This is a genomic window from Moritella sp. (assembly GCF_013215705.1).
In the GTDB taxonomy this organism is placed as follows: domain Bacteria; phylum Pseudomonadota; class Gammaproteobacteria; order Enterobacterales; family Moritellaceae; genus Moritella.
The window spans coordinates 44,796-60,074 of the sequence record NZ_JABSQR010000010.1; the positions used below are offsets into that span (position 1 = coordinate 44,796).

9 protein-coding genes are annotated in these 15,279 nt (G+C 41.6%); 6 read left to right on the forward strand and 3 right to left on the reverse strand.

Annotated elements, in window-relative coordinates; genetic code table 11:
* From HRT96_RS08175 to HRT96_RS08190, 4 genes are read left to right on the forward strand one after another with little or no spacing between them, the layout of a single operon-like run.
* The gene (locus HRT96_RS08175; RefSeq protein WP_293154768.1) at window positions 1-1,053 is read left to right on the forward strand and encodes an ABC transporter permease subunit; all 1,053 of its coding nucleotides are present in this window, start codon (window positions 1-3) and stop codon (window positions 1,051-1,053) included.
* Window positions 1,050-2,105 (forward strand): ABC transporter permease, encoded by a 1,056-nt coding sequence (locus tag HRT96_RS08180; RefSeq protein ID WP_293154771.1) that lies wholly within the window; start codon window positions 1,050-1,052, stop codon window positions 2,103-2,105. Before HRT96_RS08175 ends, HRT96_RS08180 begins: the two co-directional genes overlap by 4 nt.
* Window positions 2,092-3,660, forward strand: a complete 1,569-nt coding sequence (locus HRT96_RS08185; protein WP_293154774.1) for an ATP-binding cassette domain-containing protein — start codon at window positions 2,092-2,094, stop codon at window positions 3,658-3,660. The genes HRT96_RS08180 and HRT96_RS08185 overlap by 14 nt, the downstream gene beginning before the upstream one ends.
* A complete protein-coding gene (locus HRT96_RS08190) occupies window positions 3,635-4,234 on the forward strand; it encodes a nitroreductase (protein ID WP_293154777.1) in 600 nt (199 codons plus the stop codon). Before HRT96_RS08185 ends, HRT96_RS08190 begins: the two co-directional genes overlap by 26 nt.
* Here the strand turns inward: HRT96_RS08190 and HRT96_RS08195 are convergent.
* The 3 genes from HRT96_RS08195 to HRT96_RS08205 form a co-directional block, all read right to left on the reverse strand.
* Window positions 4,227-4,943 (reverse strand): thioesterase domain-containing protein, encoded by a 717-nt coding sequence (locus HRT96_RS08195; protein ID WP_293154780.1) that lies wholly within the window; start codon window positions 4,941-4,943, stop codon window positions 4,227-4,229. The two genes, HRT96_RS08190 and HRT96_RS08195, sit on opposite strands and share 8 nt — an antisense overlap.
* A 66-nt stretch (window positions 4,944-5,009) precedes the next feature.
* Window positions 5,010-7,307, reverse strand: a complete 2,298-nt coding sequence (locus tag HRT96_RS08200) for a TonB-dependent siderophore receptor (RefSeq protein ID WP_293154783.1) — start codon at window positions 7,305-7,307, stop codon at window positions 5,010-5,012.
* A 39-nt stretch (window positions 7,308-7,346) separates the two neighbouring features.
* Window positions 7,347-7,541 (reverse strand): MbtH family NRPS accessory protein, encoded by a 195-nt coding sequence (locus HRT96_RS08205; protein WP_293147086.1) that lies wholly within the window; start codon window positions 7,539-7,541, stop codon window positions 7,347-7,349.
* A gap of 138 nt (window positions 7,542-7,679) precedes the next feature.
* Between HRT96_RS08205 and HRT96_RS08210 the strand changes: the two genes are divergently transcribed.
* Both HRT96_RS08210 and HRT96_RS08215 read left to right on the forward strand, forming a co-directional pair.
* The gene (locus tag HRT96_RS08210) at window positions 7,680-8,645 is read left to right on the forward strand and encodes a TauD/TfdA family dioxygenase (protein ID WP_293154786.1); all 966 of its coding nucleotides are present in this window, start codon (window positions 7,680-7,682) and stop codon (window positions 8,643-8,645) included.
* An 11-nt stretch (window positions 8,646-8,656) separates the two neighbouring features.
* The gene (locus tag HRT96_RS08215) at window positions 8,657-15,277 is read left to right on the forward strand and encodes a non-ribosomal peptide synthetase (RefSeq protein ID WP_293154789.1); all 6,621 of its coding nucleotides are present in this window, start codon (window positions 8,657-8,659) and stop codon (window positions 15,275-15,277) included.
* The last annotated feature ends 2 nt before the right edge of the window (window positions 15,278-15,279 follow it).

Consider the following 15,279-nt stretch of genomic DNA (forward strand, 5'->3'; position numbering starts at 1 on the left):
ATGCTTAATTTTTATTTTATTCGTCGTTTGCTGTTAGTATTTCCGACGCTGTTTATTATTATCTCGTTAAATTTCTTCTTGCTTCAGTGGTTGCCTGGTGGGCCTGTAGAGGCCGCCTTAGCCAAGCAGCAAGGTATTGATAGTTCTGCCAATGCGCTTTTCGATGAGACCGACCAAATAACTAATGGTCAGCTTATTGATGACCAGTTGCGAGACAAAATTGCGCGAGAATATGGTTTTGATAAGCCTATATGGCAACGCTATACTGAAACGCTCAGTCGTTATTTATCATTCGAATTAGGGAACAGTTATTTTAGTAAGCGTCCTGTTACTGAATTAATTTTTTCTAAACTTCCAGTCTCTTTATCCTTGGGGTTTTGGACTTTGTTCCTAACCTATTTAATCGCAATACCATTAGGGGTGATGAAGGCGAATAAACAAGGTGGTATGTTTGATTCGACATCAAGCTTACTGCTGTTTATCGCTTATGCAGTGCCGACTTTTATTATCGCTATTATGTTATTGATTTTATTTGCTGGTGGTGTTTTTAGCTGGTTTCCGCTACGGGGACTGGTTTCTGCAAATCATGCTGATTTATCCGTTACAGGGCAGCTTCTCGATTACTTTTGGCATTTATGTTTACCTGTTGCAGCCTGTGTTGCCAGTGGATTGGCTTCGTTAACTGTCTTAACACGTAATTCTATTATTGACCAAATGGCTCAACCTTATTTAGATACGGCTATTTGCATGGGGGAAAGTCGGACAAGCGCAATCTTCAATCATGTATTACCGAATAGTATGTTAGTGATCGTAGCTCGCTTACCTTCAGACTTACTGTCCATTTTTATTGGTGGCACCTTGCTTGTTGAAATTGTTTTTTCGCTAGATGGTGTTGCATTATTAGGTTTTGAGGCGCTATTGGAACGAGATTACCCTGTGGTATTAGGTATTCTATATTGCTATTCGTTACTGGGTCTTGTTCTGAATTTGGTTGGTGATTTGATATATCGTTGGGTTGATCCACGCGTTGATTTTTCCGAGGTAAACGGATGATGGATATTAGCCAGGGTGATGTCAATTTGCCTGATAATTCAAAGAAGATCAGTCGTCGATTGAGTACACTAAAACGCGGTAAATACGCTGCGATTGTTTTTTTAATCTTGTTCTTTGTTAGCCTGTTTGCAGAATTAATCGCGAATGATAAACCGCTACTTATTAGTTATAAGGGCGCGTTATTTTTTCCTATTCTAGTCAGTTATCCCGAAACTCAGTTTGGTGGCGATTTTGATTCAGAAGCAGACTATACCGATCCTTTTTTGAGTGAACAGATTGCAAAGCAAGGCTGGGCGTTATGGCCGTTTGTGCATTACAGCTACAGTACCATTAATTATGAGCTGAGTTATCCGTCACCTCCAACATCCGAAAACTGGTTAGGATTGGATGATCAGGGGCGGGATGTGTTTGCACGGCTTCTTTATGGTATACGGATTAGTCTTGGTTTCTCCTTTTTTATTACTGTCAACATTGCCTTGTTAGCGTTAGTTGCAGGTACGTTACAAGGGTATTTTGGCGGGTTAGTCGATCTGTTTGGTCAGCGTGTTAGTGAAATTTGGGGCTCGGTCCCGGTGATGTTTGTGGTGATGATTGTATCAAGTCTTATTCAGCCGAGTTTCTTCACCTTAAGTATGATTCTAGCCTTGTTTGGTTGGCACTATTTAGCGCAGTTAGTGCGAGCTGAGGTATTAAGAACACGTCAGTTGGAATATATCCAGTCTGCACTCATTGTTGGTGTCCCTGATTGGCGGATAATTTGGCGACACATTATGCCAAATGCACTTATTGCTACTTTAAGTAGTTTGCCGTTTGTATTTTCAGGGGCTTTAGGCTCGCTCATTACGTTAGATTTTCTGGGGTTCGGATTACCTGTCGGTTACCCTTCTTTGGGGGAGTTGATTTCGCAAGGTAAAAACAATTTGCATGCCCCTTGGTTAGGATTAACGGGCTGTGGTGCTATTTTACTTATTGTCACATTAGTGGTGTTGATGAGTGAAGCAATACAAGAATGGTTGAGCCCGTATAAGGATAAACATCATGCTGAAAGTTGAAGGACTAAGTTATTCGATTGGAAAAGCTAAGCTGCTAGATAACATTAATTTTCAAGTGGATAGGGGCCAAACCTTAGCTGTGGTTGGCGAAAGTGGAGCTGGAAAAACGCTATTAGCCAAGTTATTACTTGGTATTGAACCTAAAGTGGGGGTGGCTAGTGGCTGCATCAATATTGATGGGGAAAATAGTCGAACCTTTTCTGATATTCAGTGGCAGAGAGTGAGAGGAAAGCAGGTTGGAATGGTGTCGCAAGAACCCTTATCAGCACTCAACCCTGTGAAACGTATCGAATGGCTGCTTAAACGAGCCATTGCATTACATCATAAATCGGGTACGTCATTTAGAGCGGGTAATACTGAATTATTAAATCAACGTATTGATGAGTTGCTTGAACAAGTCGGTTTATCTTCAGACTTAAAAACCCGTTACCCACATCAATTGTCAGGAGGGCAGAGGCAAAGATTGCTTATTGCGCTGGCGATTGTGAATAACCCGACGTTGCTTGTTGCAGATGAGCCGTCGACGGCTCTTGATCCCGAGGTGCGTCAGCAAATTTTGCTGTTGCTAAAGCAGATCCAAGCTCGAACAGGCATGGCTATCGTGCTCATCTCGCATGATCTGCACATGGTAAGGCAAGTTGCAGATCAAGTGATGGTATTACAACAGGGTAAGGTTATCGAGCATAACCAAGCCTTACTTCTATTCAACACGCCTAAGCATGAATATACGCAAGCCTTGTTGAGACCTATGCATTTTGATCCCCCTGTTTCTCCTAGTCAGCGAACCTTGCTTACTGTAAATAATTTAACTGTTGATGTGAAGTCTACAGGCTGGTGGAGCGCACCGCAGAGGTTATTGGATAACATTAATTTTTCGTTGAATGAAGGCGAAAGTATTGGAATTATAGGTCCGAGTGGTTCAGGAAAGTCCACGTTAGCAAAAGCGCTACTAAGACTGATGCCTGCGACAGGCTCTATTTATTTTGATGGTCATGATTGGCTTAATGAAAAACGTCGAATGTTACGACTCCATCGGCATAAAATACAATTCGTATTTCAAGATACCGCCTCTAGCTTAAATCCTAGACTAACGATTGCCCAAACGCTCACAGAAGGGTGTCTGGCGCAATTACAAACAGAAAACCTATCATCTCGACTCGATACGATCATGGCTGATGTGGGTTTACCTACCGCGTTTTTAAACCGTTATCCACATCAATTATCAGGCGGACAACGTCAGCGTATTATGATCGCGAGAGCCTTAATTCTGTCACCTAAGTTATTAATTTTAGACGAGCCCACGACAGCGTTAGATCAGGAAAATCGATACCGAATGATCTCGTTACTGAAGTCGATTCAGGAACAACGCCAAATCAGCCTAGTATTGATTACCCATGATTTAACCTTACTTCAAGCACTATGCCATCAAGTATTAATATTAGAGCAGGGTACTCAGGGACAATGTCAGTCTGTTGGTCATTGGCTGTCAACTGAAAATACATATGATAAAAAAGAGAAGGAATTTAATAATGAATCCATTGGAATCGTTGCTTGATCGCCGTTCATATAGCTTATCTAAGTTAGGTCATCCTGCGCCATCTGAAGCAGAACTGCGGAATTTGTTTGACTTAGTGATGACAACACCAGATCACGGTAATGTGAAACCGTGGCGTTTTATTGTTGCCCGTGGTGATAACATGCAAAAATTAGGTGATTTGACGTTGGAGTTATACAAACGTCAAAGTGATAATTGTGAGCTAAAAGATAAAGCGTACCGTTCTGCAAGAGATATTGCTGCGGTACCTATGATGATTATGGTGGTAACGGATCTTGATCCAGAACATAAAGTATCATTGTGGGACCAACGATTGTGCGCTGCAGCCGCAGCTCAGAACATCATGAGCGGATTGCATTTAATGGGATATTCTGGTCTTTGGTATACATTTTTAGCGAGTGATGATGTTAAACCTATGTTTGGTATGAAGCCTGAAGATCAGGTCGTAGGTGCGATTGCGGTCGGCACGCCAAAGCCTCATTTTGTGAAAAAGATTAAACGCCAGTCGCCAGATAGATATTGTTTTGAATGGCAGGGATTAGGCGTCACGCCAACCCCTTTGTTCACTAAATAATAGTCATTTTATTGCGGAGTTGTTGAGCAATTGTGGTTAAGAATAGTGGTAAATTCTGATTGAAATAGAAATGGTCACCTGGCATTTCTATTAATTCAAACTCTGACTCTGTGAATGAAGACCATTGCTCGACATTACGCTTTTCGACGACAGGATCATGACTGCCATATATCGCTGTGATTGGCACTGATATTGCGGATGTATCGCTGCAGCTGTATTCTTCATTGAGTTTTAAATCGGCTCTGATTATAGGCAACATTAATGCCATCAATTCAGTGTGAGCTAACACTTCATCTGCTATCCCGCCCATTGTTTTTAATGTTTTAATTATCTCGTCATCGGTTTGTCTACTCGATAAGGATGATGGGAGATGACAGAGTGGCGCTTGACGTGCCGAAATAATCAATTGTGAAGGCAAAGGCAGTTTTAACTTGCCTAATAAGCGTGTGGTTTCAAAGCACACCAACCCGCCTAAGCTATGACCTAAAAAGGCAAACCCTGTTGTATGCTTTATCTTGGGTTTAATTTGATCGAGCAAGTCATGCGTTAACGCTGCGATTGAATCAACGGGGTTATCGCAGAAGCGAGTCCCTCTCGCTGGATATTCTAATGCGACCAGTTCAATATTTTGTTGTGCTAATAATACTTTCCATGGCTGATACATACTGGCTGCACTGCCTGAAGAAGGAAAGCAAAAAAGTGTTTTCATTCAAGTCTCCAATAAAAGAGGGACTCAATGAGTCCCTCTGTCTTAATCATTCATACTCATACAATATTAAAAATTATATGCTGCACTCAATGAAATTGTTCTTGGTGAACCTAAGTACACTGCGTTCTGAGATGAATCAGATGACGCGGTGTAGTATCCTTCATCAAATAGGTTTTTCACATTTAGTTGAAGTTTTAGATCGTTATCAGCAAAGTCTGGTGCATACCAAATAGCCGCATCGATTAGCGTGTAAGCATCTAAAGTATAATCGTATTCTAGACGGCGGTTACCTGCGCGATCTCCAACGTAACGAACGCCACTACCAATCCCCCATTCATGGCTTGCCTGGTATGTTAACCAAAGGCTTGCATTATTTTTAGGTACGTTTACAGGCTCGCTAATGTCATCTGGAGCATCAATAAATTCAACGTCTGTATAACCATATGAGAATAGAGCGGTTAGATCGTCTGTGATTGTATAATCACCATCTAATTCGAAGCCTTGACTTTGTTGTTTATAAACGTCGTAACTACCCGTTATATCACCCGCATAAGCCACATTTTTTAGCTCTGTGTGGTAGACCGTCGCAGTGAAGTTCAAACGGTGTCCTAATAGCGATAATTTACTACCGACTTCAAATTGTCTGCCGTTTTGGGCTTCAACCCATTCATTTGCAACACTGTCAAATTTTTGATTCGGTAGGTAAGAATCAGTAAAGTTACCAAACAAGGATACTTGACGGTTTAATTTATACAAAGCACCCGCTTGTACACTGATATTTTTTTCTTTAGGGCTTTTTGAAGTGGTATTTTTGAGGGTCTGACCAAGGGCTTGAGCGCCTTGCTGTACAGTTGGATCCCAAGTTTCCGCATACTCGGCTTCAAAGACGTCATAACGTGCACCAAGTACGAAGTTCCAGTTGTTGTATTCGATCAAATCCTGGACGAAAACACTATATTCAGTCAGTTCGGTCTCAGTTTGTCTTACGTCATACATGTCATTTGGATGAGATGCTTGGGAAGGATCATCACTATAATAATCAAATACTCCGCTACCTGTGTTTGGGGTACGTAGTACACCTTTTGAGTAAGGCGCAAAATCATTTTTACTCCAGCTTGCCGATGCTGATTGGTCTTCTTTTTCTTTATAGTAGGTATAATCAGTACCTATGATTGTACGATGTTCGAGTGCTCCAGTATAAAATTCAATGTTATTCTCCCAAGAATATAATTGAGTATTACTGGATTGCTCACTGCCGTTGATATAGCGGTTGATCGTGCCATCAAAAGCTTTCTTATATTGATCTTCAAAATACATTGGAAACCCATATGGGGAGGCTTGAGATGCTGCTGATGATGCATAAAAATGTACACGTTCGGCCGACGATTTTCTTTCATAATTACGTGCTTTAAAGCGCATAGACCAGTAGTCGTTAATGTCATGATCAATGTCAAAACCAAACTTGTGGACTTCTCGTTCCTGACGAGAGAAATCAGTGCCCAGACGCTTCTCATCAATATCTAAAAATTCCCAACCTGTATTGCTACTATTGCGAACAGCTAATGTACCGCGATCGAAAGGAAGTTCTTCTTTATTGTATTTATAAGAGAATGTGAGTGTCGTATCGTCTGTGACTAGCCAGCTAAGGCTTGGTGCAATGAATACTTGTTTACTGTCAGAAGCATCACGCCAGCTTTCAGAATCGTCAAACACACCCACCAGACGGTATAGCACTGTACCATCGTCATTCGCAGGGCCGCTGAAGTCCACACTGAGTCGTTGTTTACCGTGTTCATCCATTGTCACTTTTACTTGATTTTGTGCAATTGGAGTTGGACGTTTACTGATCAGATTAATCAGGCCACCAGGGCTCATATTCCCATACAAAACAGATTCAGGGCCTTTTACTACTTCGACAGATTCGAGATCTTCAATAACGGCTTTGTCTTGAGCTACGCCGTAAACTCGAGTCCCATCTTCATAAACATTGGCTTCAAAACCACGGATTTTGAATAAATCGCGTGTACCACCAAAGTTATTGTGCTCTGTTACGTTACTGACATTTTGCACCACATCACTCAGGTCTGAAGCAGCTTGTTGTTCCATTACCTCTGAGTTGATGACTTGTACCGAGCGCGGAACACTAGATAAGTCAGCTTCTGAACGCATGGTCGATTGGGCAATATTGCTGGTTAAAGTCTGTTTAATTCCGACTACTCTCGTAACCTGTACGTCTTCTGTTACGCCTTTATTTACATCTTGTTCTGATGAAAATACAGATGTTGAGGTTGCGAGAAGAGTCATCATTAGATATTGCGGTTTTAATGAAAAACTAATGGCTTTAGCTAGTTTAGATTTGAGCATACTACATCCTATGTTAATGCTGATTTACGATAATTAAAATTATGCTAGTGCGTTCTTCAATGACGCAGGGCGCATATCTGTCCACACATTGTTTATTTCTTCTAAGCAGTTTTCTTTACTGTTTTCAAATCCTGTTTTTTTCCAGCCAGTTGGAACTGGTTTATAACTCGGCCAAATAGAGAATTGTTCTTCAGTGTTAATCACTATGTTAAATAACGCAGTTGGTTGTTTCATGCTTAGTTTACATCTCACTTTAATGTTTAATATTTGTTTCAAAATGTGACTTAAGACTATATGATACTGATAATTATTATCATTACCATTCAAAGTTCAATTTATTTTTATTATTATTTTTCACATGAGACTTGAGTTATGAGCAAAACTACTAATTTACGTATTAATCCTATGTTTGCAGAACATGATTTACCGAAGATTGTCACCCCTACTGTAGGCGGGCGATTATCGGACTATTTGCAAGATGCACATCAGATTGTTGAAGAAGAGTTGCTACGCGCTGGTGGGGTATTATTTCGAGGATTTGACACGATAGGTGAAGAACCATTTCAAGAGTTTGCTCGTTCGTTTGGCTCGCCATTACTTAATTATGAATTTGCTTCTACGCCAAGAACCGATCTTGGCGATGGTGTTTATACCACTACAGAGTATCCCGCACATCAACAGATCCCACTGCATAATGAGCAGGCTTATACCCTTAATTGGCCGATGAAAATTTGGTTCCACTGTATTACGCCAGCTGAAACTGAAGGTGAAACCCCGATTGCTGATAGCCGCCTAATTTACAATAAAATAGATCCTAAAATACGCCAACGTTTTGATTCTAAAAAATTAAAATACGTTCGCAATTATGGGAATGGACTCGATCTGCCATGGGAAAAAGTATTTGGAACCGAAGATAAAAAACAAGTTGAACGTTTTTGTCTGGCCAATAAAATTAACTTTGAATGGAATCTCGATGGTGACTTAAGAACCAGTCAGGTATGTCAGGCTGTTGCTCAGCATCCTAAAACTCACGAAATGGTCTGGTTCAATCAAGCGCACTTATTTCATATCTCTAACCTTGAAGCCAATATTCGAGAAATTTTGTTATCTGTCGTAGACGAAGAAAACCTGCCACGTAATGTGTATTACGGAGATGGTTCTCCTATCGAAGACTCTATTTTGGCTGAAATTCGTGGTGTGTTAGACGAGTGCACAATCAAATTTCCATGGCAGGCTGGAGACATTCTGATGTTGGATAATATGCTTGTTGCTCATTCTCGTTCGCGTTTTACTGGTGCTCGTAAAGTTGTGGTTGCTATGGCCGAAGGTAATGTTTAGGAAGATTTAAAATGGAATTAGAACAAACTCAAGTGGAACAAAACGACAAAGGACTTAGACTAGATGTCTCTTCGAACCAGAAATCGCTGTGGTTTTTGTATAAGCTAGCCCCTGAATCTTCCGCTTACAATATGTATTTTTCTACCTTGTTAGGTGGCAGAGAGCAGCATGCTATTGATATTAATTTATTGGAGCAGAGTTATTATCATACGATAGAGCACCATGATGCGCTTAAAACGGGTTATCAACAAGATGAAAAGGGGGTTTATGCTTTTCTCGCTCCGCATAAATCAGCGGATTTTTCTGTTGAAAACCACAGCTTCACAGAAACAGAAAAGGATGATTGGATAGCAAAGTGCGCTGATCAGCCATTTGAATTAGAGCAAGGTTATGTGTGCCGAGCGAATGTGTTGATAAATGACACCGATGGTAAGGTAACACCTTATTTAATTGTGACATTGCATCATATTGCTGGTGATTTTTATTCTATTGAGCAAATGGTTGCTACTTGGGCTAAGTATTATTCTCAGCTTGTTGATGGCACAACGGATCCTGCACCGTCAGTGCAGTATAGTCAGTGGGTTACAGAACAAAAGCAATACCTTGCTTCAGATGCGGCAGATAGAGCGTTAACGTTTTGGAAAAGTGAGTTAGCTCCCTTACCAGCACCTTTGTCTATTAGTACGGATTTTGAGCGTGGAGATATTCAAAATTTTGATGGTTGTGAGTTGCAATTCGATGGTAATCAAGCGCTGACGGATAAAGTTACTGCGTTGGCTCGTGAGACTAAGACCACATCATATACTGTCTTGCTAAGTGCTTTTCAGTTCTATTTACATAAACTGTCTGGTCAATCTAAGTTTCTGATTGCGTCGCCAACGATGGGGCGTTATAAGCGAACCCATAAAGAAATTGTTGGTTATTGTGTTAATCCTTTTCTTATTCCTGCTGATTTTACAGAGCCTTGTAACTTTACTGAGTTGATCGTTGAACGTGCTCGTTTTTATCGTCAATCATTGCGGCATCAAAGAATGCCTCTGACAGAAATCAGTGAAGCATTGATAGATAATAGAAGTGCGGAACGTACCGCGGTGACTTCGCATATGTTTACTTATACACGAGCTAATGACCGTATTATTGGTATGCCGATATCCGATCATATAATTGACTCGGGACAACGTGGTGCTGCACACGAACTTAATTTAGTTGTCTATGAATATGAGAACTCGTTTCGTTATCACTGGCGTTTTAATTCTTCACTATATACTGCGGAAACGGTCACCGCGATTGCCGATGGATTCTTTGAGCTCTTAGATGAGTTGCTGTTAGCACCTAATAAATTGCTTATTCAGCATCAGTTCAAAGCTTGGTTGCCGGATGCTAAACCCGTAACCCCTCGTTACGAAACTGGGTTGGCGATGTGGCAAGATATTACGCCTACGCAGCCAGCATTATTATATAACGAACAGGTATTAACTGTTGCAGAGATAAGTGAACAAGCATCTCGTTTAGCCTATGCACTGTCGCAATCCAATGTGAACCATCGCGATCGCGTTGCTATTTTATTACCACGGGGTGTAGAGCAAGTGATCGCGATGCTCTCCGTGTGGTATGTCGGAGCTGCTTTTGTACCGTTAGATGATGGTCAGCCTAATGAACGTACACAAATAATGCTTAAAGAAGCAGATGTCGAAGTGTGTGTTGGTGCTGGCAGCAGACCTGATTGGTTACCCGAGATTTATCATTGGTTAGACGCGACTGATGTTTTAGCTCAAGTCTCGCAACCCTTGGTTAAGCCTCTTGTATTATGTGCAGAGGATCCGGCTTATTTAATCTTTACTTCTGGTTCGACTGGGATACCCAAAGCCGTGTCTGTTGGTCATGGTGCACTGGCTTCGTATGTCGAAGCTGTAAATCGTCGCTTAGATCTACCCAAAAATAGTGTGTATGCGAGCCTTGCTAGTGTGGCTACTGATTTAGGCTATACGGCACTTTGGGCTGGATTATTATCTGGGAATCAAGTGCGTATTTTAGATCAAGCGTTCATGCTTGATGCTGAAGGATTAGCTGATCACTTGGCTAAATATCCAGTTGATATGCTTAAAGTTGTCCCTTCTCATTTACAAGGATTATTGGCATCGGAGCGTAGTGAAATATTACCTCGACACACTTTAGTCTTTGGTGGTGAAGACGTTAATAATAGCTTACTTGAACAGCTTCGCGTTTATTCCTCTGAGCTCAACGTTTTTAATCATTATGGACCAACTGAAGCAACGGTAGGTGTTATTGCGGGTCGTTTACTTGCTGGTGAGCCTACAGCTTTAGGAACGCCGCTTGATGGTTGTCGAGTTTATCTATTAGATAGTTTGCTTCAAGCTGTCCCTGTTGGTGCTATCGGCGACTTGTACATAGCGGGTAATCAGTTAGCGCAAGGATATTGGCAAGATAGCGCGAAAACAGCACAGCATTTTATGAGTGATCCGTTTTATTCTGGTGAGCGAATGTATCGATCTGGAGATCGAGCTAAACAGCTGGCAGACGGACGAATTAAATTCATTGGTCGAGCTGACGGTCAAGTTAAAATTAGAGGGTATAGAGTTGAACTAGCTGAAATTGAAACTCAACTTAATGCGCTGGATGGTGTTGTTGAAGCCGCCATTATATTCGATAAAACTGAAGGGCGTGAAAAACTCACTGCCGTAGTTGTCAGTAAGCAAGATAAAACAGAATTATCTCGTTTGTTATCAATGTGTTTACCGAGTTATATGCAACCGCATTACTGGCAGTCAGTAGCCGAGATACCGCGTACTATTAATGGTAAAGTTGATCGAAAAAAATTAGCCTTAAACTTGAATGGTAGTACGAATGAATCCGATTCAAAATCTTTATTGAGTTCAGATCAAGGCGTTCTATTTTTCTGTCGCTTGTTTGCTAAAGTCTTGAATAAGCAGGCCAATGAGATAACTAGTCGTGATGGTTTCTTTGCTGTTGGCGGTGACTCTATTTTAGCGTTGCAGTTAGTGGCAATCGCTCGAAAAGAAGGCGTTAAATTAACACCGCAGTTGTTATTTAAACATCAAACACCTGTTGAGTTAGCAGAGGTTATGGCAGATCAATTACCGCTGTCGGATCCTAAGGAAAAACTTCATGAGCAAGCTATATCAGCACTCGCTCAGCTATGGTCAAAGACGTTATCAAAGCAAAATGTTGAGTCGAGTGATAACTTCTTTGAAATAGGAGGTGATTCTATTTTAGCGCTGCAGTTTATTGCTGCTGCACGCAAGAAAAATATCATTCTGCGTCCTCAGGATGTTTTTAAATATCAAACACTGGCTGATTTAGCCTTGTTTATTGTGCCGCAGATAGAAGAACAAAATGCGAGTGCTGAGCAAATATCGTCTACGACAGTGATGAAGACTGAGCAATCTGTATCTCGTTATGATCTGGATATATTACCTGAAACGTTAACCGTTGATGATGTGATGGCAACCATTTCTGCCCGTGATTTAAATACCATTTGTCAGGATATACCGGCATCTTTAATTGATGATGTGTTACCGCTTTCACCTACTCAACAAGGGATCTTGTTCCATTGTTTGTTGGATCCGCAACCAGAATTGTATTTAAACGTAACGAGTATGGCTCTCACTGGTAGCATAAATACAGACGCGTTTCTTGCCGCATGGAAAAGCGCAGCGCAGCGTCATGATGTAACCCGAAGCCGTTTTATTTGGCATGATCTTGAACATCCTTATCAGGTGGTATGCCGACATACTGAGATGAACACAGTAATGCAAGATTGGCAGGCATTATCGATAGCGGAACAGAACGCTAAATTTGAGGAACTCGTCGCTGAAGAGCATCAAATTGGATTTAAACTGACTGATGCACCGCTTATGCGCGTGATTTTAGTTAAATTATCTCCTCAAGATCACCGCTTAATATGGACGCGCCATCATTTGATCGTAGACGGTTGGACATCGGCATTAATTGCGGGTGATGCGATGGCTATTTATCAGCAAAAAGATTTACAACCAGCGCCGCATTATGCCGACTATTTCACTTGGTTAGGTCGTCAAGACATGGCATATGCCGGAAAAGAGTGGCAAGCGTACTTAGCTGATTTTACCCAAACGACACATTTACCTGGTCCAGAAACCCCGATGCAAGGGCAAAAACATTGCCAGTATCAAATAGCCGAGTCGGTTACGCAGAAGTTGAAGGCGCAGGCTAGAGCACATGGTTTAACGTTAAATACGTTGGTGCAACTGGCGTGGGGGATTACGTTAAGTCGATTTACTGGTGGTTATGATGTGATATTTGGAATGACGTCTGCTGGACGCCCGCAGGAAGTTTCAGATATTGAGCATATGGCTGGCGTGTTCATTGCTAGTTTACCATTACGAACTCGTTTCAATCCTGCTGAGCGATTAGTTGATTGTGCAACGCAATTACAGCTCGATGCATCTGAGTTACGAAGCATTGATTACATGCCACTTGCAGAGATCCAATCGTATGTTGATCTAGAGCCAGGAGAGTTACTGTTTGATACCGCTCTGGTATTTCAAAACTACCCATTTCCTCAAGAACTGAGGGAGATGACCACGCCAAAATTTGAGCTGCTGGAGGTATCTGAATCAAGTAATTTCCCGATGATGTTACAAGTTGAGCCTAGTCATATTCTGAATATCAATTGTTCTTTTGATACTCAAAAAGTCTCACAAGATTTAGCGACTAGCATGTTAACCATGCTTGACGCGGCGCTAACCTATCTTTCTGAAGACGTAGATACCTATACTTATCAACTCATTGATTTGTTAACGTTATCGACAGTCGTGAATGAAACTCAAGTGGATTTACCTGCGAAGTGGGATTGGTTAGATCAAGTTAAATTACGTGCGAATGAAGATGGTGCAAGCCTAGCCCTGATTGCTGACGATCGCCAGTTAACTTATGAAGAGTTAGTTGCTGAAGTGTCAGAACTCGCTGGCGCTATGGCTGGATTCAACCTCAATCATGAGCAGCCGATAGCTGTTTGTTTAACACGTGAAGCTGATCTTGTTGTTACTTTATTAGCGATTTATCAATTGGGCTTATCTTATATCCCATTAGATCCATTGTTGCCAGAACGCCGCTTGGAAGATATTTTTAATCAAGCTGAACCTCAGTTAGTGATAACGGATCGGACTTTCGACTCTGCACCTTGTCTCTCTCCTACAGAACTAAAAAAACAGTCTAAAGGGCCTGGCCCTGTCGTTGACTGCCACCCAAATACATTGGCATACACTATTTTTACATCTGGTTCTACAGGCCGCCCGAAAGGTGTTCAAATTGATCGTTCCGCGTTAAATTATTTCTTACAAGCGATACAGGATGTAGTGAATATATCTGCTGAAGATCGGTTGTTGGCCGTGACCACGATTGGTTTCGATATTGCTGTATTAGAATTATTATTGCCTTTGGTGCACGGTGCGACCTTGGTGTTAGCTAACGAACAACAGAGTAAAGATAGCCAAGCATTAAGTCAGCTATTATCACAGCATAAAATCAGTGTGATGCAAGCAACACCTGCAACATGGCAAAGTTTGGCTGATATTGACAGTGCTTGGTGGTCATCACTTAATGTACTGACTGGTGGTGAGGCGTTGAATGCAGCATTAGCTGAATTATTGATAAAAAAAGCAGCGAGTGTGACCAATGTTTATGGTCCAACAGAAGCGACCGTTTGGGCATCAAGTTCGCGTGTTGAGCGTGTCACAGGTAAATTAGCGGCGCTAGGTAAGCCATTAATTAATACTCAGTTTTATGTTTTAGATAGCGCACTTCAGCCGGTATTGTCAGGGGTTGAAGGTGAGTTATATATTTCAGGATTAGGGTTAGCTCGCGGGTATTTAAACAGTCCTAAATTAACCGCCGAGAGTTTTTTACCTGATCCTTTCTCACAAGCTCCGGGACAACGTATGTATCGCACTGGCGATCGCGTTTATTTCGATTCGAAAGGTGAGTTGCAGTACATAGGTAGAACTGACTTCCAAGTGAAATTACGTGGATTCAGAATTGAATTGGGTGAAATTGAAGCCGTGCTTCAGGCGCAAACCGGTGTTAAGGAAGCTATCGCTTTAGTATGGCAAGCGGATACTGAACATGGCTATATCGCTGCTTACGTCACGTTACGTAAATCTGCAGTCTTAGATAGTGAACTGCTGTTACGCCTGATTGCCGAGCATTTACCCGTTTATATGGTACCAACTGAACTTGTGATCCTCGATGCAATGCCATTGAACAGCAATGGCAAAATCGATCGCAAAGCGCTACCAGAATCTGATAGTCATGGGATGGGCCATTACTTATCTCCACAAACTGAACTTGAGCATCAATTAGTGGATATTTGGCAACAAATCCTAGGGCATGATCAGATAGGTATCCAAGACAGCTTCTTTAGACTAGGGGGCAATTCGCTTTCTGCAACTCGTCTACAAGCTAGAATCCAGCGAACATTCAGCGTACAGATCCCATTAGCTGAGTTATTCCATAATCCGACAATTGCCGAACTTGCCACACTTTTAGAAAAAGAGTCGTTGCAACAAGATGATCTGGCAATGATGGCTGATCTACTAGACCAATTTGAGTAAAT